The organism is Cupriavidus sp. USMAHM13 (genome assembly GCF_001854285.1).
Lineage (GTDB): Bacteria > Pseudomonadota > Gammaproteobacteria > Burkholderiales > Burkholderiaceae > Cupriavidus > Cupriavidus malaysiensis.
The window spans coordinates 2332554-2353618 of the sequence record NZ_CP017751.1 but is presented as its reverse complement, the minus strand read 5'-3'; the positions used below and the strand labels follow the sequence as shown (position 1 = coordinate 2353618).

Annotated in this window: 18 protein-coding genes; 7 read left to right on the top strand and 11 right to left on the bottom strand. The window is 70.5% G+C overall.

Features of this window, described 5'->3' with window-relative positions; translation table 11 throughout:
* Positions 1-4: 4 nt before the first annotated feature.
* Positions 5-1561 (bottom strand): cytochrome ubiquinol oxidase subunit I, encoded by a 1557-nt coding sequence (locus tag BKK81_RS10320; protein ID WP_071012620.1) that lies wholly within the window; start codon positions 1559-1561, stop codon positions 5-7.
* The gene (gene cydP, locus BKK81_RS35980; protein WP_335582875.1) at positions 1558-1710 is read right to left on the bottom strand and encodes a cytochrome oxidase putative small subunit CydP; all 153 of its coding nucleotides are present in this window, start codon (positions 1708-1710) and stop codon (positions 1558-1560) included. Before cydP ends, BKK81_RS10320 begins: the two co-directional genes overlap by 4 nt.
* 330 nt (positions 1711-2040) lie before the next feature.
* Here cydP and BKK81_RS10315 point away from each other — a divergent pair, with 330 nt between their 5' ends.
* The 3 genes from BKK81_RS10315 (at position 2041) to BKK81_RS36355 (ending at position 4172) form a co-directional block, all read left to right on the top strand.
* On the top strand, positions 2041-2877 hold the full coding sequence (locus tag BKK81_RS10315; RefSeq protein ID WP_071012619.1) for a hypothetical protein: 837 nt from the start codon (positions 2041-2043) through the stop codon (positions 2875-2877).
* 201 nt (positions 2878-3078) lie between these two features.
* A complete protein-coding gene (locus BKK81_RS10310) occupies positions 3079-4056 on the top strand; it encodes an LLM class flavin-dependent oxidoreductase (RefSeq protein ID WP_442873377.1) in 978 nt (325 codons plus the stop codon).
* The gene (locus BKK81_RS36355) at positions 3984-4172 is read left to right on the top strand and encodes a hypothetical protein (protein WP_442873397.1); all 189 of its coding nucleotides are present in this window, start codon (positions 3984-3986) and stop codon (positions 4170-4172) included. The genes BKK81_RS10310 and BKK81_RS36355 overlap by 73 nt, the downstream gene beginning before the upstream one ends.
* 274 nt (positions 4173-4446) lie before the next feature.
* Here BKK81_RS36355 and BKK81_RS10305 read toward each other — a convergent pair whose 3' ends face one another.
* The 3 genes from BKK81_RS10305 to BKK81_RS10295 all read right to left on the bottom strand — a co-directional run bounded on the left by BKK81_RS10305 (position 4447) and on the right by BKK81_RS10295 (position 8266).
* Positions 4447-5481 (bottom strand): alpha/beta hydrolase family protein, encoded by a 1035-nt coding sequence (locus BKK81_RS10305; RefSeq protein WP_071012617.1) that lies wholly within the window; start codon positions 5479-5481, stop codon positions 4447-4449.
* A gap of 124 nt (positions 5482-5605) precedes the next feature.
* Positions 5606-6418 (bottom strand): AraC family transcriptional regulator, encoded by an 813-nt coding sequence (locus tag BKK81_RS10300; RefSeq protein ID WP_071012615.1) that lies wholly within the window; start codon positions 6416-6418, stop codon positions 5606-5608.
* Positions 6419-6586: 168 nt separating this feature from the next.
* Entirely contained in the window at positions 6587-8266 is a 1680-nt protein-coding gene (locus tag BKK81_RS10295; protein WP_071012614.1) for a 2-isopropylmalate synthase, read from the bottom strand.
* A gap of 317 nt (positions 8267-8583) precedes the next feature.
* Here BKK81_RS10295 and BKK81_RS10290 point away from each other — a divergent pair, with 317 nt between their 5' ends.
* Positions 8584-9381 carry an AraC family transcriptional regulator gene (locus BKK81_RS10290; RefSeq protein WP_071012612.1) on the top strand — a complete coding sequence of 266 codons (798 nt, stop codon included), beginning with the start codon at positions 8584-8586 and terminating at the stop codon, positions 9379-9381.
* Positions 9382-9508: 127 nt separating this feature from the next.
* Here BKK81_RS10290 and BKK81_RS10285 read toward each other — a convergent pair whose 3' ends face one another.
* Together BKK81_RS10285 and BKK81_RS10280 are read right to left on the bottom strand one after the other, a co-directional pair.
* Positions 9509-10639 carry a CaiB/BaiF CoA transferase family protein gene (locus BKK81_RS10285; RefSeq protein ID WP_071012610.1) on the bottom strand — a complete coding sequence of 377 codons (1131 nt, stop codon included), beginning with the start codon at positions 10637-10639 and terminating at the stop codon, positions 9509-9511.
* Positions 10640-10646: 7 nt separating this feature from the next.
* Positions 10647-11651: a Bug family tripartite tricarboxylate transporter substrate binding protein gene (locus BKK81_RS10280; RefSeq protein ID WP_071012609.1), complete on the bottom strand. Its 1005-nt coding sequence runs from the start codon at positions 11649-11651 to the stop codon at positions 10647-10649.
* A 91-nt stretch (positions 11652-11742) separates the two neighbouring features.
* Between BKK81_RS10280 and BKK81_RS10275 the strand changes: the two genes are divergently transcribed.
* Positions 11743-12687, top strand: coding sequence for a LysR family transcriptional regulator (locus BKK81_RS10275; RefSeq protein WP_231907897.1), 945 nt, complete (start codon positions 11743-11745; stop codon positions 12685-12687).
* Positions 12688-12946: 259 nt separating this feature from the next.
* Here BKK81_RS10275 and BKK81_RS10270 read toward each other — a convergent pair whose 3' ends face one another.
* Complete coding sequence (locus BKK81_RS10270; protein WP_231907896.1) at positions 12947-13831, bottom strand: alpha/beta hydrolase; 885 nt, start codon at positions 13829-13831, stop codon at positions 12947-12949.
* A 309-nt stretch (positions 13832-14140) separates the two neighbouring features.
* Here BKK81_RS10270 and BKK81_RS10265 point away from each other — a divergent pair, with 309 nt between their 5' ends.
* Both BKK81_RS10265 and BKK81_RS10260 read left to right on the top strand, forming a co-directional pair.
* Positions 14141-16924 carry an autotransporter outer membrane beta-barrel domain-containing protein gene (locus BKK81_RS10265; protein ID WP_231907895.1) on the top strand — a complete coding sequence of 928 codons (2784 nt, stop codon included), beginning with the start codon at positions 14141-14143 and terminating at the stop codon, positions 16922-16924.
* 152 nt (positions 16925-17076) lie between these two features.
* The gene (locus tag BKK81_RS10260) at positions 17077-18150 is read left to right on the top strand and encodes a hypothetical protein (protein ID WP_071012604.1); all 1074 of its coding nucleotides are present in this window, start codon (positions 17077-17079) and stop codon (positions 18148-18150) included.
* 65 nt (positions 18151-18215) lie between these two features.
* On the opposite strand, the gene BKK81_RS10255 is transcribed toward BKK81_RS10260, so the two are convergent.
* The 3 genes from BKK81_RS10255 to BKK81_RS10245 all read right to left on the bottom strand — a co-directional run bounded on the left by BKK81_RS10255 (position 18216) and on the right by BKK81_RS10245 (position 20912).
* The gene (locus tag BKK81_RS10255; RefSeq protein WP_156811199.1) at positions 18216-19220 is read right to left on the bottom strand and encodes a hypothetical protein; all 1005 of its coding nucleotides are present in this window, start codon (positions 19218-19220) and stop codon (positions 18216-18218) included.
* A gap of 12 nt (positions 19221-19232) precedes the next feature.
* Positions 19233-19709, bottom strand: a complete 477-nt coding sequence (locus BKK81_RS10250) for an adenylyltransferase/cytidyltransferase family protein (RefSeq protein WP_071012600.1) — start codon at positions 19707-19709, stop codon at positions 19233-19235.
* A 174-nt stretch (positions 19710-19883) separates the two neighbouring features.
* Positions 19884-20912, bottom strand: coding sequence for a glycosyltransferase family 9 protein (locus tag BKK81_RS10245; RefSeq protein WP_071012598.1), 1029 nt, complete (start codon positions 20910-20912; stop codon positions 19884-19886).
* Between the last annotated feature and the right edge of the window lie 153 nt (positions 20913-21065).

Sequence of the window (21065 nt, the reverse complement as noted above, 5' to 3'; positions counted from 1 at the left end):
CTCCTCAGGCGTGGCTCGGCTCGAACTGGTAGCGGCCGGTGCCCAGGCTGCCCGGGCCCTGGCGGGCGAACCTGACCATCAGGTAGACCTCGACGACCAGCAGCAGCGTGTAGAAGCCGAGGAAGCCGGCCAGCGAGCCGTACAGGCTCTGCACGCTCAGCGTGGACACGCTCAGGTGGGTGGGCAGCACGCCGTAGATGGTCCACGGCTGGCGCCCGTACTCGGCCACGATCCAGCCCAGCTCGATGGCGATCCAGGGCGCGGGCAGCATGCACAGCGCCCAGCGCAGCAGCCAGCGCGGCGCCAGCCGCTGCGGGCGCAGCGTGGTCCAGAAGGCCAGGCCGAACAGCGCCAGCATCAGGAAGCCCAGGCCCACCATGATGCGGAAGCCCCAGAACATCGGCCACACGCGCGGCACGGTGTCGTTGACCGCCTGCTCGATCATGGCCGGGGTGGCCTGGCGCACGTCGGTGGTGTATTTCCGCAGCAGCAGGCCGAAGCCCAGGTCCTGCTGGTGGCTTGCCAGGGTCTGGCGCGCGCTGGCGTCGTCCGGGTTGGCGCGCAGCGCCTCCAGCGCCAGCACGGCCGGGATGCCGTTGCGGATACGCTCGCGGTTGCGCACCTTGATGTCATGGATGCCCGGGATCTCCTTGGTCACCGAGCGCGTGCCGATCAGGCCCATCACCCAGGGGATCTCGATGGCCCAGTCGTTCTTCTGCGCGGCCTCGTTGATGCCGGCCACCAGGTTGAAGCTGGCCGGCGCCGGCTCGGTCTCCCACATGGCCTCGATGGCGGCCATCTTGGTCTGCTGGGCCTCGCCCACGGTGTAGCCGGACTCGTCGCCGAGCACGATCACCGAGCACACGCTGGCCAGGCCGAAGGCCGCCGCCACGCGGAAGCTGCGCCGGGCGAACTCGAGGTCGCGCCCGCGCAGCAGGTACCAGCTGGAGACCGACAGCACGAACATGGCGCCGGTGACGTAGCCGGCCGAGACCGTGTGCACGAACTTGGCCTGGGCCACGGGGTTGAACACCACGGCCCAGAAGTCGGTCATCTCCATGCGCATGGTCTGCCAGTTGAAGGCGGCGCCGACCGGATTCTGCATCCAGCCGTTGGCGATCAGGATCCACAGGGCGGAGAGGTTGGTGCCGACCGCCATCAAGGTGGTGACCAGCAGATGCTGGGTGCGCGAGAGGCGGTCCCAGCCGAAGAAGAACAGGCCGATGAAGGTGGATTCGAGGAAGAAGGCCATCAGGCCCTCGATGGCCAGCGGAGCGCCGAAGATGTCGCCGACGTAGTGGGAGTAATAGGCCCAGTTGGTGCCGAACTGGAACTCGAGCGTGATGCCGGTGGTGACGCCGAGCGCGAAGTTGATGCCGAACAGCTTGCCCCAGAAGCGCGTCATGTCCTTCCAGATGACCTTGCCGGTCATCACATAGACGCTCTCCATGATGACCAGCAGCCAGACCATGCCCAGCGTGAGCGGCACGAACAGGAAGTGGTACATGGCGGTGGCGGCGAACTGCAACCGGGACAGGTCGACCAGGTGCGTGGAGATCATGGCTGTCCCCCTTGCGCGGCCGAGGCCATTCCCAGGTGCGCCGCGGCGTGCGACGCATCCACGGCGACACGATGGCCGTCGATGAAGCACCACCAAAGCAGTGCCAGCGCCATCAGCTTCACCGCGACAGCGATGGCGAGATGGCGCACCAATTGTTGATTACCAGAAGACATGAAAGGAAGGGGTCGGATCGAATCATCGCCGGTCGCACGGACGCCGCGGGAATGGGCTCGGTCGGCAGGCGCATGGATTCTATGGGCCGCCTGGCGAACGCTCTCTTGATGCGAATCAAGAGAAAAAGCCTTTATCCCGCGGCATGGGGGGAATCGCGACGATTTGCCGCAGACGGCGTTCGGCGGGGCGGGGGCCGGTCCTGTGCGCGTTACGGTGCCCGGCGGGGTGCGTGCAGATCTCAAGTCGCGTGAAGAAGTGCCGTAGTACCGACAGGCAAAGTTAGAAAGAACAATCCCAGGGAAGACATGAACCTCAGCATCCAGGCCGCGGGCGTCGCGGCATGGCCCGCATCCGATGCGGGCGCCAGCCTGGCCCAGGCAGCGAACGCGGCCGCGCAGGCCGATCCGTCATCGGCGGCGCATGCCGCGTCGCCGCTCATCGTGAGCGCGGTCGACCCCAACGACCACTCTCGCCTCGATCGATACCTGAGCGCCCTCGGTGCGCCTTTGAAGATGGGCGGCGACGCGGAGCAGATGGCCGAGGCCCTGGTGCCCGCCATGCAGTCGCTGCTGCAGCAGCGGCCGGATCTTGGCAATGCGCACTTCGATTTCGCCCTCAGCCGCGGCTCCCTGGTCGTCAAGTCGGACACCCTGGACGACGCCGATCGCGCCTGGCTGCAGGACTTCCTCAATGGCAACAAGGAGCTGTTGCAGGCCGCCCAGGCGTTCCACGACGATGCGGTGGCCGGCTATGCGAACTGGGCCGAGGCCGACGGCAAGCCGCTGTCCGCTGCCCAGCTCGACGCCGTCAGCCAGCAGGCCGACGGCCTGGTGAGCTTCATGGACCTGTTCAAGAAGCTGGGCCGACAGGCCCACGCGACGCTGCTGGCGCAGGTTTCCTATATGCAGCCGGACGGCAGCCGCCTCGACCTGTCGCGGGATCCCGGCAGCGCCAACGGCTTCCTGGCCTTCATGCAAGGTGCCCACACCATGCGGGACGGCACGGCGACCTATGCCGGCCCGGCGGGCCAGACCGTCTATGGCGGGCTGCGCGGCGATATCTTCAGCATGATCGGCACCGCCATTCCGCAGTTCCTTCCGCCCTCGGCGTCCCGCTCGGTGGGGCTCAAGGAGACGGCCTGAGCCGCTGTCGGCTCCCCCTGGGGCATGCGCCGGCCACGGCGCAACTGCGCGCCTCCGCCGGCGAGCCGCCCGGCCGCCGCATATCGAGCCTCGGATTGCTTCGTTCCCGCCGCACCGGGGCTCGCGTACGCTCCTCGCAGTGACATCCTGGCCATGCCTCCGCAGCGGCGGTGGCTGACGCCCTTCCCTGCGGAGAACCCCATGAGCGTCGATTTCATCGGCATGATCCAGAGCCGCAAGCAGTCCGAGATCCACCCTGCCGCCGGCGCGGCGGTGGACCGCGATTATGTGCGGGCCTTCGCCCGGGCCCATGAGCAGGCCGGCTTCGACCGCATCCTCGTTCCCCATCATTCCACCGGCCCGTCCGCCACCCTGACGGTCTCGTATGCGGCCGCGGTCACCGAGCGCATCCATTTCATGCTGGCGCACCGGCCCGGCTTCACCGCCCCCACGCTCGCGGCGCGGCAGATCGCCACGCTCGACCAGTTCAGCGGCGGCCGGCTCGGCGTCCACTTCATCTCCGGCGGCTCCGACGACGAGCAGCAGCGCGATGGCGACTATCTCGGGCATGACGAACGCTATGCCCGCACCGACGAATACCTCGGCATCCTGCGCCGCATCTGGACCGAGGACCGGCCCTTCGACCATGAAGGCCGCTACTACCGCTTCCGCCAGGGCTTCTCGGAAGTCAAGCCGGCCCAGGCGCCACACGTTCCGGTCTATTTCGGCGGCGCCTCGGAGGCAGCCATCGCGGTCGCCGGCAAGCACGCCGACGTCTATGCCCTGTGGGGCGAATCGCTGGAACAGGTGCGCGAGCTGACCACGCGCGTGCGCCAGGCGGCCGCGCAGCATGGCCGCACGGTGCGTTTCTCGGTGTCCTTGCGGCCCGTGCTGGCGGCGACCGAGGCCAAGGCCTGGGCGCGTGCGACAGCATTCTCGAACGCACCCGCGCGCTGCGCGCGCAACTGGGCCAGGGCCGCGGCGGCCCGCTGCAGAGCGAAGGCGCGCGCCGCCTGCTGGCGGCCGCCGAGCGGGGCGACCGTGTCGACCAGCGCCTGTGGACCGCGGTCGCGCGGGAGACCGGCGGCCGCTCCAACTCCACCGGCCTGGTCGGCACGCCCGAACAGGTGGCCGAGGCGCTGCTGGCCTACTACGACCTCGGCGTCACCACCTTCCTGATCCGCGGCTTCGATCCGCTGGAAGATGCCGTCGACTACGGGCGCGAACTGATTCCGCGCGTGCGCGAACTGGTGGCGCGGCGCGCCGGCGCCGCCCCGGCGGCGCGCGCCGCCTGAGCCGGCCCGAAGCCCAACGCGCTTGCCGAAGCCGACGGGATGCGCCAACACCAATCGCCAGGCACACGGTCTTGGCTCCCTCTCCCCGCACGGGGAGTGGGTTGGGGAGAGGGGTGGTTCAGCAAGGCGCCACACCCAAGCGAAGCCAACGGTGTAGTCCAGCACGCGAGCACAGAGACGAAGCCGATGGTGTGAATCCACCCGCCACGGTCAGCCAGCGCCTGCCCTCCCCCCCCGGCCCCGCTCGTACCCCTCGTCTACCCCTCGTCTACCCCTATTCGCCCGCGCTTCCTCCACCTCCGGCGGACTTGTCCGTCGCGCCTCGCTTGCTGGCCGGCATCAGCTGCGTGCGGAAGAAGCGCACCACCTCGGCGTTGAAGGCGCGGTGGAAGGCCGCGCGGTCGAAACCGGCGCCGTCGCGGCAGAGTTCCGGCATGGCCCCGGCCTGGGCAGGGGCGCACGGGGCGAGGAAGCTGAAGTGCCCGGAACCGGCGGCGAGATGGAACTCGGGCGCGGTCGGCAGGCCATCGCGGATGCCGGCCACGCCGGCCGGCGTCACGCCGTCGCCGCCCAGGGCCGAGGACCACAGCTGGATCGGCACCGTGACGCCGCGCAGCCCGGCCAGCGTGAACAGCGCGACCGGATCGACGATCACCGCGGCGCGGATGCGCCCGCCGGCATCGGGCGGCGCCGGCACGGGGCGCTCCATCTCCCGGCAGAACGGCAGGCCGGGGCGCTCGGCACAGAACGCCTGGCCGAGCCGGAAGTCCGGCACCGCACCCAGCGCCACCAGGCCGGTGTAGCCGCCGCGCGAAAAACCGAACAGGCCGAGCGCCGGCACATCGAGGCGGCCGCGCTCCTCCCACTGTCCGCTCAGGTAATCGATCAGCCGCCGCAGGTCCTGCGGACGCGTGAGGAAGGAAGACAGGTGGAGCTGCGCGCTGGTGTCCCGGTAGTTGTCGCCCGGATGATCGATGGCCGCCACCACGAAGCCGGCGTCGGCCAGCGCCGCGGCGGTGTCGTGGTGGCCGAGGCGGGAGCCACCGGTGCCGTGCGAGATGACGATCCAGGGCAGGTGCTCGCCGCGCAGCGGACAGTCCTTGACCGCCTGGATGACCAGCGGCGCCAGCGTCAGCGGCGCGGCGGGCTGCGCGCAGGGATACCACAGGGCACCCTGCAAGGCCGGGCCGGCGGCATCGGCGGGCACCTCGAACCAGCGCAGGCCGGCGGCGCGCGCCGGTGACGCGAGGACGCACAGCACGGCAAGGCCGAGGCAGAGGCGGAGAAGATGCCGGCGGATCGGGGACATGGGCATAGGCATGGACATGGCAGTCGAAGCGGAACTCACGGTCGGAGAAGACAAGAAGAAGCAAAGGCAAAGGCATCAGCGGGATCGGCGCCGCGGCGCTGCGTCAGGTGCCAGGCGCCAGGCGTCATGCCAGCGCACGCAGCGGGATCATCAGCTCGGTCACGCGCGCCTGCGGCGGGGTGTCCTGCGGCCTCGACAGGTAGCGCTCCAGCGTCGGCCGGTGGTCGGGCTCATAGCCGCTGCCGGGCAGCCAGAGCCCGTACAGCGCGGTGATGGTGGCGTCGATCTGCGTGTAGGGGCCCACCAGCCGGTGCACCGCATAGAGGCCGCCCGGCAGCGCCAGCGCCTCGGTCGGTGCCGGCGGCGGTCCGGCGAGTCCGCCCGCGGCGACGTAGTAGCGGAAACCGGGCGGCGCCTCGGCGTCGCCATAGGACAGGCCCAGCCAGGCACCCGCCTCGCGCGCGCCGAGCAGCCGGCGCAGGCGGCGGTGCGTGTGGGGGATGGTGGCGGGCGGGCCGTGGTGCGGCAGCGCGCACAGGTCCTGCGGCGCCACCGTCTCCAGGCGCACCGACGGCACCGTGCCGCCATAGCCGGCCAGCTTGTCGCGGAAGGCCCGCGGTGAGGTGCCGGCATAGCTGCGGAAAGCCCGCGAGAATGCCTGCGGGCTGTCGTAGCCTGCCTCCAGCGCCACCGCCGTGACCGGGCGCCGTCCCAGGCCGAGCTCGCGGGAGGCGCACGCCAGGCGCAGGCGGCGGATGGTGGCGGCGACGGTTTCGCCGGTCACGCTGCGGTAGATGCGGTGGAAATGGAACGGCGAGAAATGCGCCAGTGCAGCGAGGTCTTCGAGCCGATGCGGGTCCATCGGCGCGCGCACGATCGCGGCGAGCACGCGGGCGATGCGCGCGCGATAGACGTCTTCCGGGCGGGCTGGATTCATGGCGCCGAGTATGGCACGGCGGCCCGCACCGGACTTAGCCGGGCTTGCTGAGTTGCAGCGCTTGCGGAACAGCCGGAGGGGCCGGGGTGGCGCTGCGCCGCCGTCCCCGCCCAAGGTGCGGCCTGGGTGCCGCCGTCAGGCCACCGCTACATCCCGGCCAGGCCGGCGTCAGTCCTGCCCCGGCTGCAGCCGGTTGTGCAGCCGGTTGAAGGCGCACAGCGTGGCCAGCACCGACGCCGTGGTAGTGCTCTCGTGGATGCCGACGCCGAAGCGGCTGCCGGCCACGTCGGGGCTCGCCATCTCCACGATGGCGATCGCGCGGGCATCGGCGCCCGAGCCGAGCGCATGCTGCTCGTAGTGGTCGATGCGCACCGGCGCCGGCAGCGCGGCCACGGCGGCGTCGATGGGGCCGTTGCCCTCGCCGGACAGGGCCAGCGCCGGGCCATCTCCGCCCTCGGCGAGCCGCAGTTCGATGCGGTCGCCCGCCGGCGCGGCGTGCAGCGCGTGCGAGAGATAGCGGTAGGCGCCCTGCTCCAGCGGCGCCTGGTAGGTGGCCACGAACAGCTTCCAGATGTCCTCGCTGCTCAGCTCGGTCTCGCTGGCGTCCGCGTGGCGCTGCACCACGGCGCTGAACTCCACCTGCATGCGGCGCGGCATGGCGATACCGCGGTCGCGCTCCAGCAGGTAGGCGATGCCGCCCTTGCCCGACTGGCTGTTGACGCGCACGATGCTGTCGTAGGTGCGGCCCAGGTCCTTGGGATCGATCGGCAGGTAGGGCACGCGCCAGATGCCGTGGGGATCCTGCGCGGCGAAGCCCTTGGCGATGGCATCCTGGTGCGAGCCGGAGAAGGCGGTGAAGACCAGGTCGCCGACATAGGGGTGGCGCGGATGGATCGGCAGCGCGGTGCAGGCCTCGACGATGCGCGCCACCCCGGCGATATCCGAGAAGTCGAGCCCGGGCGGGACGCCCTGGGTGTACAGGTTGAGGGCCAGGGTGACAAGATCCAGGTTGCCGCTGCGCTCACCGTTGCCGAACAGGCAGCCCTCGACGCGGTCGGCGCCGGCCATCAGTGCCAGCTCCGCGCAGGCCACGCCGGTGCCGCGGTCGTTATGGGGGTGGACCGACAGCACGAGATGCTCGCGCCGGTCCAGGCGGCGGTGCATCCACTCGATCTGGTCGGCGAAGACGTTCGGCGTGGACACCTCGACCGTGGTCGGCAGGTTGATGATCATCGGCCGGCCGGGACCGGCGTCCCAGGCGGCGATGGCCGCATTGCAGACCTCCAGCGAGACCTCCAGCTCGGCCATGCAGAACGTTTCCGGCGAGTACTGCAGCACCCACTCGGTTTCCGGGTGCGCGGCGGTCAACGCCTTGAACAGGCGCACGTGGTGCTCCACCATGGCGACGATCTGCGGCACGCTCATGCCGAACACGATCTCGCGCCAGGCCGGCGCGATGGCGTTGTAGAAATGCACGATGGCCCGGCGCGCGCCGGCCACGCTGCGCACCGTCTCGCGGATCAGGTCCTCGCGCAGCTGCGTGATCACCATCGGCGTGACGTCGGCCGGAATGCGCCCGCCGTCGACCAGGCCGCGCACGATGTCGAAGTCGGTCTGCGAGGCCGCGGGGAAGCCGAGCTCGATCTCCTTGAAGCCGATGCGCACCAGTTCCTCGAACAGGCGCAGCTTGCGTTCGCGGTTCATCGGTTCGAACAGGGCCTGGTTGCCATCGCGCAGGTCGGTGGAGAGCCAGGCGGGGGCCCGGGTGATGGTGCGCGACGGCCACTGGCGGTCGCTCAGGTCGACGGCCGGGAACGGACGGTACTTGGTATGCGGTTGAGCAAGCATGGGGATCTCGAACAGGAAATGCAGGGAATGCAGGTTGGACGGGTCTGTCCTGATTCCCCTGCTTGCAGCAAGCTGTTCGAGATCGGGGTCAGGGGGAATCAGGACCGGTCATGGCGCGCACGTGCGCGCCCAGACCCCGATGTAGGGGCAGGTGCGGCAGCACATTGCGTAGTAGCCGGAAAGCGCGCATGACGGAAAAGGCAGGGTTCTGGAAAAGCGGATACGGCAAGTGTACGATGGCCGCCGCTGACTTTCTCCATCGAGAGCGACAATTGCTGTATGAAAATGGACAGTCCTGAACGGACCGACGCGACGGCATGACCGCAGCCGCCCCGAACCTCGCCGCCGTATCGTTCGATCCGGCCCTGTACGATGCGGCCCCCTCCCCGCTCACCGGGGTCGCGGCCGACTATCCGGCGGGCGCCGAGACGCCCTTCCACCGCCACGCCCGCTGCCAGCTGGTCTACGCGGTGGAAGGCGTGATGGTGGTGGAGGCCGCGACCGGCCGCTGGGTGGTGCCGCCCACCACGGCGGTCTGGCTGGGACCGGACGTCGAACACCGCTTGCTGATGCGCGGCCCGGTCCGGGTGCGCAGCGTCTTCGTGGCCGCCGATGCCGCCGGCGGCCTGCCCGCGGCGGAATGCGTGATCCACGTCTCGCCCTTGCTGCGGGAACTGATCTCGGAGATTGCCCACCTCGGCCTGGAGGTCTGCGCCACGCGGCGCGGCAGGTTGGTGGCGGCCCTGCTGCGGGAGGAACTGCGGCGCCCGCAGGCGCTGCCCTTCCACCTGCCGTGGCCGGCCGATGCGCGCATCGCCGCGATCTGCGCCGAGCTGAGCGGCAATCCGGCGCACCCTTTCCACGCCGCCGACTGGGCCGCCTCGCTGGCGATGAGCGAGAAGACCTTCCACCGCCATTTCCACAAGCACACCGGGCTGAGCTTCGGCCGCTGGCGGCAGCAGGCCCGGCTGCTGCTCGCGCTCGATCACCTGCTGCGCGGCGAGCCGATCCTGCCGGTCGCGCTGCGCTGCGGCTACGAGAGCCATAGCGCCTTCACGCTCGCTTTCCGCAAGCAGTTCGGCATGCCGCCTTCCAGGTTCCTGCCGGCCGGCTGAACGCCGGCCAGGGCTGCCCGCCCCGCCTGGACGGGCCTCGCGCCACATGCTGGCGCGGGGGAGACGCTGTCCGCCGCGTCATTCGAAACGCCCCGGCGCCCGGCTGCGCTTGCGCCGGGGCAATCGACTACTCGCCGGTGCGCACCCGGAAGCCGAGCCCCGGCGATACCACCGTGGTGTCGCCGTCTTGCAGCGCGACCGTTTCGAGGCTGCCGTTCGCCGTCGATTCGGCCGCGAACTCGGCAATATCGCGCAAGCGCGAGGCGGGGACGCCGCTGGCGCTGAGCCGCGCCTCCAGTTCCGCGGCATCGGCATCGGTGAGCACCGCCGACAGCGCGGCCTTCAGCGCCGCCGGGTCCAGCGAGCGCACGAAGGCAGGCAATGCGCCGCCGTCCAGCGGCGGGTTGAACAAGGCCGGATCCTTTGCCAGATGAGCCAGGCCCAGTGCCTCCAGCAAGGCCAGCAGCTGCCGTGGCGTGTTCGCGCCGATGGCGAGCCAGCCATCGCGCGTGCGGAAGAAGTCGGCGGAGGGGCTGCCCGAGTAGCCCTGGTTTCCCTGCCGGGGTGGCGTGGTGCCGTGCGTGAGCGCAGCGCAGGTCATGGGGTACATCAATTGCATGCCGGCGCCGGCCATGGAGATATCGAGCAGCATGCCGCGCCCGGTGCGCTCGCTTTCGCGCACGCCGGCGAGGATGGCAAAGGCGGCCAGCAGGCCGGTGGCGGAATCGATCACCGGGAAGCCGGTCTTGATCGGCGGATCGCCCTCGTTGCCCGCCATGAAGGCCATGCCGGTGGCGGCCTGCACCACATGATCGTAGGCGGGGCGCTTCTGCCATGCCTTCGCGCCGCGCCCGAAGCCGGAGATGCTGCAGTAGACCACGCGCGGGTTGAGTTCGCGCACCGCCTCGAAGCCCAGGCCGAAGCGTTCGAGCACGCCCGGCCTCAGGTTGTCGACAAAGATGTGGCAGGAGGCGGCCAGCTCGCGCGCCCGGCGCCGTCCGTCTTCGCTGGAGAGATCGAGGGCCAGCGAGGACTTGCCGGCGTTCAGCGCGACGAAGCCGTCGCGGCTGCCACCGGCGCGGCGCATGACGTCGCCGCCATTGGCGTTTTCGATCTTGGTGACATCGGCGCCGAGCCGGGACAGCAGGAAGGTGGCAAAAGGGCCGGCGATGACGTGCGAGAAATCGACGACGCGCAGGCCGGCGAGCGGCGCGAATGCCGAGGCTTCGGTGGACGGGGTAGCGCAGGTGTTTCGCATGGCAGCCTCATTCGATCGTGATGTGGTTCTTGTCGATCACCTGCCGCATCCTGGCGGTTTCCTCGGTGACCAGGCGGGAGAAGTCCTCCGGGGTCGGGCTCGGCTCGACGAGCGACCCCGTCTCGGCATAGAAGCGTCGCAGCCCGGGATCCGCGAGCGCCTTGAGCAAGGCGGCATGCAGGCGCGCCACCAGAGGCCTGGGCAGGTTCGGCGGAGCCCAGATGCCGCTCCATGCGTCGAGCGCCAGGCCGGTGCGGCCGAGCGCTTCATTCAGCGTGGGGACCTGGGGCAGCGTGGCCAGCCGCTGCGCTGAGGTCACGGCGAGCGCCCGCACCTTGCCATTGGCGATCTGCGGCAGCGCGGTGGTCGCCACGGGAAAGCCGAACTGGGTATCGCCCTTGATCAGCGACGGGACGATTTCCACCGAGCCCTTGTAAGGGATGTGCACCACGTCGATGCTGCACGCCGACGCGAACGCCGCGCTCGAGATATGCGCAGCCGAGCCGATGCCGCCCGACGCGTAGTTGAGCGTGCCGGGGAAGCGCCGTGCGGCGGCCACCAGGTCGGCCACCTTGCGATATGGCGAATGGCTGCTGACCACGAGCACGGCCGGGGCGATACCGATGCGCGTCACATGGGTGAATGCGGCGGGATCGAACTTGACCCCCGGCTGCAACAGCTTCTGCGCGACGTGGGTCGAGGCGCCCAGCAGCAAGGTATAGCCGTCCGCCGGCTGCTGTGCCACGGATTCGGCGGCAAGGATCCCTCCCGCGCCGACCTTGTTCTCGACGACGACAGGCTGGCCCAGTTCCCTGCCCAGCACCTCGGCGAGCTTGCGCGCCTGGATATCCGGGCCGCCGCCGGGGGCGTAGGGAACCACCAGCCGGATCGGGCGGGTGGGATAGTCCTGCGCGGCCAGGGCAAAGGCCGGCAGGCCTGACGCTGCCGCGACGGGCAGCATCAGCAGGGTCCTCAGCATCCGGCGACGCGCACGGCGGGTCGATGCAGGCATCTCAGGTCTCCTCTATGGTTTCGCCCGATTGTCGCGTCGCCCGGATATTCAGGACAATTATCCAGTTCTGATGAATCCATCACAGCTGGTTATGGCAAAGACTTCGCCCACCGCCCTGCCTCAACGGCTCGACCGCCTGCGCATCCGCCATCTGCGGCTGCTGGACCTGGTGGCGCACACGGGTTCGCTGACCGCGGCCGCCGAGCGGATGCACATCAGCCAGCCGGCGGTGACCAAGATGCTCCAGGAGCTGGAACAGGCCTTCGCTTGCACGCTGATCGAACGCACCACCCGCGGCGGCCGCCTGAGCCCGGCTGGCGAGCGCGCCCTCGAGCGCCTGCGCATCGCGCTGGGCGCGCTGGATATCGCCAGGGAAGCGCTGGCGGAGCGGCCGGAAGTCCCGCTGGTCAGGATGGGCGTACTGCCGCTGGTCGGGGTCAATGTCCTCCCGAAGCTGGTCGCCTCGCTGAGCCGGCAAGGCATCCTGCCGCGGCTGCAGCTGCGGGAACACACCGTCAGCGGACTGCTCGGCATGCTCGCCGGGGGCGAGCTCGACTGCGTGGTGGGGCGGCTGGAAGCCGGCCATGCCGGGCAGTCCCTGGAGCGGCTGCGCATCATGCCACTGTGGGACGAGCACCTGGCGATCGCCTGTGCCCCGGACCATCCGCTGGCCAGGCGCCGCGACGTGAGCCTGCCGGCGCTGCGTGACAGTCCATGGATACTGCCGCCGCGCGGCACCCATACGCGGGAAATATTCGAACAGCCGTTTCTCGACAGCGGACAATTGCCGCCGGTGCCGCATATCGAATCGATTTCATTCCACAGCAGCCTGTCGATGGTGGCCGCGAGCGGCTTCCTGGCCGTGGCGCCGGACAGCGCCGTGTCGCACTACAGCGCGATGTCGCTGGTGTGCAAGGTACGCCTGCGCACACCATTCGCCTCCGGCCGCATGGTGTTCATCACCCACCGGGATCCGGCGGCATCCCCGGCCGTCACCTTGCTTGCCAAGGCACTGGCGGAAGTGGGAAGTCCCTGATCCCGGACCGCATGCCGCAGCAATCGGCCCCTCACTCCATACCCCACGCTCACGGCTGCTGAAGGCTGGCCCGGCGCCTCACGCCGGGCTCCTTTCCCATCACATCTCTTGCGCACACTCGGCGGCGGGCCGCATACCGGCATCGGCTGAGCGCCGACGCCCTCCCGCAGCGCCTCTCAAGAAAGGCGCCGGCCGGCCGTAAATCGCTCCTGTCAGCAATGTATGGGAAAGAAGACCTGGGGCCAGGGCGGCGGCCGCGTCAGGGCACGGCCTGCGGCAGCAGCGCGGGCCATTTGTCGGCCCAGCAGCAGGTGTGCGTAGCACCTTCCACGACCTCGACCGGCGGCCGCTTGCCGGCCGGGAAGCGTGCCGCGAAGGCGGCCGCGAGCTCGGGCGTGACGTTGCTGTCCTCGGCGCCAACCAGGTGGTATTGCGGGATGTCCTGCAGCGCGCGCCAGGCGTCGCCGGGATCGAGCGATCCCGTCAGCGGTGCCAGTTCGTGCTGCTGCGCCCACTGGCGTGGCGCGAGGTTGCCGGCAACGGTCACCAGGCGCACGACGTCGTGGCGGCGGGCGGCCACCAGCGCAGCCACGGCGCCGCCGCCGGAATAGCCGACCAGCACGAGACGGCGCGCCTGCAAGCGTTGCATCAAGGCATCGATAGCCTCGCTGGTAGCGGCGACCACGGCGTCGGCGAAACGCCGGTCCGTCCAGAAGGCGGGTTCGCAGCCTCGGCGCTCCGCTGCCTCGACGTACTGGCACGGCCGCGCCAGGTAGACGGCCGTGCCGCGGTCGTGCCGCTGCGCCAGTTCGAGCGCGAGCGGACGCAGCGGGGTCGGGTCGTCGGAAGGACGGGAGGGGCTGAGCCAGGCCAGGCCGTCCCCTTCGATATAGACGGCCAGGGTCTCGCCCGGCCGGGCCGGAGACGGGGCATAGGCCGCCAGCACGAACTCGCGCGTGGCCAGCCGCAGCGGGCGCCAGCCGTGCGCCAGCGCCATGGCGTCGGCGCTGGCGCGGCGGGCGTCGGGAGAGAAATTCGTACAAGCCAGCAGGGGGAGCGCAGCCAGCAGGACAAGGAACCGTATCCGGAAGCGAGACGCCGCCGCGCAGGTGCAGGCGGCCAGGCCGCGAAGAGTGCCATGCATCGTGAGGATTCCGCGCCGGAGCGGATGGTGACAGGGGACCAGCCCGACTGCTGAAAAACGACCAGGAACAACGAACAAGAACAAACCACAAGAACGAACCACAAGACCCGCGTCCGTGGCGGCAGCCCGCGGGACGCGGCCGCAGTGTAGCGCACCGACCTTGCGCCGAGCCAGGCGCGGCACGCGCATCCTACAGGACCCGCAAGCATGCGATCCCATCGCCATCGAATTCTGAACCTGCACCACAACCCGCAAACTGGCGCCCGCCCCCTCTCCGCACGGACGGCCGCCTCCCACCTGCCGCCTTCCGTGCCGCGCGCCACGACCACCGCCGTCCTGCTCGCCGTCGGTGCATGCGGCGCGCTCGCCGCGGCGCCGGCATCGGCCACCATCAGTTGCGTCCCGACCCTGTCGGGCACGTACAACAGTACCTGCTACGTCTATTCCGGCACCAGCCTCAGCGTGCTGGCTCCCGGCGGCCTGATCAGCGTCGCGGGCGGCCCCGCCGTGGTGGCCAGCCTGTCGCTGGGCCCGGCCGTGACCCTGATCGACAACCAGGGCACGATCCAGAGCACCGGCAGCGCGGTTGTCGGCGGTCCCGGCGGCGCCGCGGTGGGCATCAGCCTCAGCGGGCAAAGCGCGAGCATGCCCGTGGTGACCACCCTGACCAACGAAGCCGGCGGCGTGATCAGCGCGACCGGCGGCGCGGCTTTGCCCGCACCGATGCCGATCGGGTACGCCGGCGGCAACGCTACCGGCATCGCGCTGAGCAACGGGCACGTGGGAACCATGACCAACGGTGGCTCGATCTCCGCCACCGGCGGCGCCGGCGCGGCCGGCATCACCGGGGGCGGAGCGGGTGGGCAAGGCATCGGCATCGATATCCAGTCCGCCAGCGTCGACAGCCTGAGCAACCAGGGTGCCGCCAGCGCCATCTCGGCAAGCGGCGGCGCCGCCGCCCCGGCGATGGTGCCTGCCCCGGGCGGCCTTGCCGCCGGTATCCGTGTCGGCTCCGGCAGTACCGTCGGCTCGATCCAGAACGACGGCAGCATCACCGCGACCGGCGGGGCCGGCGCGGCAATCGTCCCTTTCCCGCCGACCAGCGGCACGGCCTACGGCATCGATATCGAGAACAGCACGGTCACGGGCGCCATCACCAACAACGGCACGATCTCCGCCTCGTCGGCCAACGGCCGCGCGGTCGGCATCAACCTGGTCGGCAGCACCGTGGACGCGATCTCGATCCCGGCCGGCGGCACCATCAATGCTGCCACCGCCATCTACATCGATCCGGCCAGCACCGTCACCCACGGCATCAACCTCGGCGGCACCCTGAACGGCGCCGTCGAACTCAACAATGCCACCCTGAACCTGCAAGGCAGCAGCGCCGCCATCAGCGGCGCGGTGCATGGAGCCAGCGCCTCGGTGGTCAACGTCCAGGGCACCTTCACCTCGGCCAACAGCTTCGACGTCGGCAGTTTCAACGTCGCCGGTGGCGCGACGTTCAACATGGCCAACCCGGTCACGGTGTCCGCCGGCCTCACCAACGCGGGCACGCTCGCGGTTGCACCCGGCACCACGGCGACCATCAACGGCAACTATGTGCAGGCCGCCAGCGGCGTGTTCCAGACCGGCATCGGCAACGACGGCTCCTACGGCAAGCTGGTGGTGACCGGCACCGCGGACCTGTCGGCCAGCAACAAGCTCCAGGTCAACGTGGCCGGCGCGCCGAGCCTGGTCGCCGGCACCACGGTGCAGCGCAGCGTGCTCTCGGCCGGCAGCCTGGTCGCCGGTCCCGCCCTGACGGTGTCCGACAACAGCGCCCTGTTCGACTTCCTCGCCACCCGTAACGGCAATGCGGTCGACCTGTGCGTCGTGCGCTCCGGCGCCACCTCGTGCACCGACGCGCCGGCGGGCGGCGGCGATGCCACCCCGGACACGCCGGCCGCGCCCGGCCACGCCATCACGGTGGTGAGCAGTGTGCTCAGCAACCAGAACACGCCGGCGCTCGGGGCCGCGCGCGTGTTCGACGCCCTGATCGCCCAGGGCGCCGCGGCGCCCGCGGCGATGGCCTCGGTGATCACCGCGCTGGGCACGCTGCCGACCGAGCAGGCCGTGTCCGACGCCGTCAAGCAGACTCTGCCCCTGCTGACCGGCGGCATGGCCAGCGTCAATACGGCGGCCATGCACGCCACCAACCGGGTGATCCAGTCGCGCCAGGAAGCCAACCGCGGCCTCTCCTCCGGCGATGACTTCGTCACCGACAAGCAGCTCTGGTTCAAGCCGGTGGGTTCCTGGGCCAAGCAGGGCGACCGCGACGGCGTATCGGGCTACAGCGCCAGCACCTACGGCATGCTGCTCGGCGCCGACCGCTCGCTCGGCGACAAGACCCGCGTGGGCGCCGCCTTCTCCTACATGCACAGCCGCATCGACGGCAATTCGGCGGCGGCCAGCCAGAGCGCCAGTGTCGACGGCTACCGCCTGATCGGCTACGGCAGCTACAGCCTCGATGCCCGCACCGACGTCAGCGTGCAGGCGGACGTCGGCACCGGACACAACCAGGGCCAGCGCAGCATCGCCTTCGGCGGCCTGAACAACCGTGCCTCGTCCAGCTACGACAGCTGGAACACCCACTTCGGCATCGGCATCGGCCGCATCATCGACCTGGCCTCGAAGACCACCCTGACGCCCTCGCTGCGTGCCGACTACACCTTCTTCCAGGACGCCGCCTACACCGAATCGGGTGCCGACGCGCTGAACCTGGCGGTCGGCAAGAACTCGACGCGCGAGCTGATCCTGTCCACCGACTTCCGCCTGAACCAGGCCATCACCGACAAGGCCTCGTTCACCGCGAACCTGGGCCTCGGCTACGATGCGCTCGCCAGCCGGTCGTCGGTCACGGCGGCCTTCGTCGGCGGCGGCGGACAGTTCGTCACGCCCGGCCTGCCGCCGGCACGCTGGCTGATGCGGGGCGGCGTGGGCTTCCTGCTGGTCAACAACAAGGCCATGGAGTTCAGTGTCCGCTACGATGCCGAGGTTCGCGACCGCTTCACCAACCAGACCGCCTCGCTCAAGCTGCGCATGCCGTTCTGATGCGAAGCGGATGACGCCATGACGACGATGCCATGACGTCGCGCCGGCACGCGCGGGGTAAGCGCAGGACCGCCCGGTTTCCTGCCACCGCCGCGCGCGTGCCGGCGAGCGATGCTGGCCTTGGCCAGAGCAATCCACCGACAATTCCACCCATGGCTGCAACTCCCGACAGCGCGGCGCCGGCGGGCACCGATCCCGGCGCGGCGCGCTTCGCCACCCTGTCCGCACGCTTGCGGCAAAGCAGACCGATCGCGCCCGACGATATCCGCCTCTGGTGCCAGCTCGGCCTCGAACTCGGCCACGCGGCCGAGGTACGGCACGCCTGCGAAAGCCTGCTGGCGGCACCGGCGGTCCACCCTGCCCTGCGCCCGTACTGGCTCCATTTCCTCGGCACCGCCCTGCTGCACCAGCAGCAGATCGAGGCCGGCGCCCAGGCGCAACGGCTGGCGCTCGATGCGCTGTGCGTGGCGCCCCTGGTCTACAACCCGCCGCCGGCGGCACGACGGCTGGAGGATCCGCGCGTCGAGGGCGTGCTGTGGGAGGCCCTGGCGCAACTCGCGGCGGGCGGCGTGCACGCCTTTGCCCACGCCGGCACCCTGCTCGGGCTGGTGCGCGAAGGCCGCCTGCTGCCTTTCGACAAGGATCTCGACCTGGGCCTGCCGGTGCAGGAGTTGCCGGCCGCGCGCGCGATCCTGCTGCGCCACGGCTGGCAGCCGGTGCCGCAGCGTTTCGCCATCGACAACCTGGCCAGCTACGCCCACCCGCGGCTGGAGGTGGTGCTGGACCTGTGCGGCCTGTGCGATGCGCCGGACGGCAACGGCCTGCTGGGCGGCTTCTGGACCGCGGGCGGATCGCCGCCCGCCCGGCAGCGCGTCACGCGCTTCCCCGGCCCGCTCCACCTCGTGCCGCACAAGGGTCCGGCCGGCCCGGTGTGGCGCCTGTCGCATGCGGAGTCCTGGCTGGCGGCGTTCTATGGCAAGGATTGGCGCACGCCGGACCCCGACTTCGACACCATCATCGGCGCGCACAACCTGCTCGGCTTCTCGGCCCTGACGCAGTGGTACGCCTACGCGCGCATCACCGGCGCCTGGCTCAATGGCTATTGGGAGAAGGCCTTGCGCCTGACCCGGCTGGTGCTGGAGCGCCATACCCCGGAAGACGGCCTGCTGCTGCACATCGCCGGTCACCTGCGGACGGCGCTGGCGGCCCTGCCCGCGCGCGCCTGAGCCTGCGGGCTGCCCGCCGCGAACCGCGAACCACGAACCTGCGATTTGCAGATTGCCGGCGGCGGCTAGCCGCCGCGTTGCGCGACGGCCTCGAGCAGGTCCAGGTAGCGCACCGCCGAATTCTCGTTATCGAAGCCCGCCGGCAGCACCAGGCGCCGTCCGTGCAGGCGCGCCAGCGGGCGCGACAGCACGGCGGACTCCGGCCGCAGCGCCAGCGCCGCTGTCGACGGCGTGCCGGCTTCGAGCGCGTACAGGCCGCGCAGCGGGCCGGTGCTGCAGGACGCCTGCAAGGCATCCAGCAGTGCCGCCGCCGCGGCCGGGCGCGCGAGTTCGAAGCGGAAGTCGATCAACGATGGTCCGGTGTACGGGATCAGCACATAGTCCACGTGAAAGCGCTCTGCCGCCAGGAAAGGCAACAGCCGCGGCCCCTCGGTCTGCAAGGTGCAGGGCCGCCGCACCGGGTGCGGGTGGCCCGCCAGCCGGTGCGACGGCACATTGTGGATGACGCCGACCTCGGCCTCCGCCACGCCGTAGCGGGCATGCAGCCAGGCGGCCAGCGGCACGAAGGCGTTGACGGTGCAGGAGCCATAGGAGAGGACGGCGGCGCGGCGATCGAAGTGCTCGTGGTTGTAGCCGAACACCAGCGTCTGGTCGGCCCCCGGGCAGGTGGCCGAGACGATCACGCGGCGCGTCCGGCCGCGCAGGAAGGCGCGCGCCGCCTCGCCGCTGGCGAAATCGCCGGAGCATTCCAGCCACCAGTCGGCCCGGCCCAGCCAGGGCGAGCCGGCGGCCGGGCCATGCCAGTAGGCCAGGCGCAGCGGCTGGCGGCCGGGCAGGTCGAGGCGCAAGGCCCCGTCCTCGGCAGCGACGCGGCAATCGGCGAAGGAGACCTTGGCGTCCTGCCGCAGCAGGGCCGCGGCGGACGCCAGGCTGTGGTGGGCGTCCTGGATGGCGACGATGTCGATGCCGCCATCCGGCCGGTCGAGCCAGGCGCGCAGCAGATGCAGGCCGAAGCGGCCGAGTCCGTGCAGCACCGCCGACACGGGGGGCGAGGAAGTCCTGGCCAGCACCCTGCGCTCCGCCTAGGAATGCGAGCTTGCGCGGATGCGCTCGCGCAGCACCGTGGTGGAGACGGTTTCCGTGCGCGGGGTCCAGGTCAGGCCGATGCCCAGCGCGGCCAGGCGCGGCGCCAGCCGCTGCCAGCGCGCCGAGTCGCGCCAGTCCTCGCCGATGAAGACATGGTCGACGCGCAGCGCGGTCAGCCACTGCACCGCGTCTTCGGTCTCGTCGAGGCTGCCCGGCTGCAGCGACACCTCGTCCAGCCAGCCAAGCCCGCGCAGGATCTCCATCCGCTCCAGTTCCGGCATCGCCGCCGGCCGGCCCTTCTTGGCCAGCACGGTGGCATCGCGCGTGACCAGTGCGGTCAGCGAACGGCAGCGCGCCCGCGCGAACTGCAGGTAGCGCAGGTGGCCGACGTGGAACAGGTCGAAGACGCCGACGGCCAGGCCGCGGGCGGGCAGTCCCTGGTCGGTGCTGACGGGGATCGAAGTGGCTGTCATATGGCTGGGCTGCGTGGCGCCGCCGGCCGCGCAGCGTGTGCGGGCCAGGTCGGGAGTCGGGTCGGGAGTCGGGTCGGCGCCGATTGTACGGCCGGGGACGGCCGTTCTACGGCCCGAATTGGCGGCAGGAAACCACGCTGACCGGGCGATTGGCCGCCCGGCATGCCATCCGGATCAGGCCAGCGCGGCGGCCGGCGCGCCGGCGGGGAGCGGATTCTCCGCTGCGGCGCCCGCGTCCAGCAGCGAGCGCACCGCCGCGTGCATCTGCTCGACACCGATCGTGTCGATGGCCGGCCCCGCATGCACGATGGCATGCGGCACCCCCAGCGGATGCCAGCGCTGGTACTTCTCGGGACGCGCCTCGAACATGGCCACGGTCGGGATGCGCAGTGCCGAAGCGAGGTGGACGGGCGCCGAGTCGGCCGAGATGACCAGGTCGAGGTGGCGCATGGCACCGATCAGTTCATCGACGCCGGCCGGCGCCAGCCAGCAGTGCGCGGACGCGGCCGGTTCGGCGCTGTGCGGGTCGGCCCGGTCGCGGAACAAGGTCACGTCGTAGTGCGGCTGCAGGCGGTCCGCCAGTTCCTGCCAGCGCTGCAGCGGCCAGCGCCGCTCCTGCGCCTTGTTGGAGACGAACATGCCGGCCTTCGGCTTCTGCCCTGCGGGCAGCCGGGCCCGCATGGCCTCGACCTGGGCCGGATCCGGATAGACCACGGGCCGCAGTTCACCAGCCGCCACCGGTCCCAGTTCCGGCAGCAGGGCGAAGCCGGACAGGGCTTCGTGCTGCAGGCGGACCTTGGCCAGGTCGCCGGGGCGGCGGTCATCGAAGCCCGTTTCCTTGGTGTGCCAGCGGCAGTCGCGGATGCCCAGCAGCCGGATGAACTTGATGGTGCTGGTGTGCTGGGCGCCGTTCGGCACGATGGCCAGGTCGAAGCGCTGGCGCCGGAGGCGATGGATCAGCGCCAGCCGGTCGACGATGGAGGCGAAGCGGCCGCTGCGCTCGTTCTGGCTGCGCTGGCGGCTGAAGACATAGGTGTGGACACGGCTGACGTCCGGATTGCGGTCCAGGACCTGGCGGTTGTAGCGGTTGGCCAGCACGTGGATCTCGGCCTGCGGCCATTTCTGCTTGAGGGCGCGCAGCAGAGGCGTGGTGCACACCATGTCGCCCAGGAAATCGAGCCTGGCGACCAGGATCTTCTTCATCGGAGAGAGTTCGCTTTGAGTTCTGGCGCATCATTGCCGCTGCGCGCTCGGCGGGAGGGACACCCAGGGTAACGGCAAAAGCATCCGGAACCTGACAACGCGCGTTCGCGGCAAATGGCTGACATCTGACGAGGACTTGTCTGAATTACGGAC

Bases quoted from the DNA above. Each gene is read 5' to 3' on its own strand.
- BKK81_RS10275 (WP_231907897.1), top strand. From the start codon at position 11,743: ATGGCAAAGACTTCGCCCACCGCCCTGCCTCAACGGCTCGACCGCCTG.
- BKK81_RS10250 (WP_071012600.1), bottom strand. From the start codon at position 19,709: ATGACAGCCACTTCGATCCCCGTCAGCACCGACCAGGGACTGCCCGCC.
- BKK81_RS10260 (WP_071012604.1), top strand. From the start codon at position 17,077: ATGGCTGCAACTCCCGACAGCGCGGCGCCGGCGGGCACCGATCCCGGC.
- BKK81_RS10315 (WP_071012619.1), top strand. From the start codon at position 2,041: ATGAACCTCAGCATCCAGGCCGCGGGCGTCGCGGCATGGCCCGCATCC.
- BKK81_RS10305 (WP_071012617.1), bottom strand. From the start codon at position 5,481: ATGTCCCCGATCCGCCGGCATCTTCTCCGCCTCTGCCTCGGCCTTGCC.
- BKK81_RS10280 (WP_071012609.1), bottom strand. From the start codon at position 11,651: ATGCCTGCATCGACCCGCCGTGCGCGTCGCCGGATGCTGAGGACCCTG.
- BKK81_RS10320 (WP_071012620.1), bottom strand. From the start codon at position 1,561: ATGATCTCCACGCACCTGGTCGACCTGTCCCGGTTGCAGTTCGCCGCC.
- BKK81_RS10285 (WP_071012610.1), bottom strand. From the start codon at position 10,639: ATGCGAAACACCTGCGCTACCCCGTCCACCGAAGCCTCGGCATTCGCG.
- BKK81_RS10245 (WP_071012598.1), bottom strand. From the start codon at position 20,912: ATGAAGAAGATCCTGGTCGCCAGGCTCGATTTCCTGGGCGACATGGTG.
- BKK81_RS10295 (WP_071012614.1), bottom strand. From the start codon at position 8,266: ATGCTTGCTCAACCGCATACCAAGTACCGTCCGTTCCCGGCCGTCGAC.
- BKK81_RS10300 (WP_071012615.1), bottom strand. From the start codon at position 6,418: ATGAATCCAGCCCGCCCGGAAGACGTCTATCGCGCGCGCATCGCCCGC.
- BKK81_RS10290 (WP_071012612.1), top strand. From the start codon at position 8,584: ATGACCGCAGCCGCCCCGAACCTCGCCGCCGTATCGTTCGATCCGGCC.
- BKK81_RS10310 (WP_442873377.1), top strand. From the start codon at position 3,079: ATGAGCGTCGATTTCATCGGCATGATCCAGAGCCGCAAGCAGTCCGAG.
- BKK81_RS10270 (WP_231907896.1), bottom strand. From the start codon at position 13,831: ATGCATGGCACTCTTCGCGGCCTGGCCGCCTGCACCTGCGCGGCGGCG.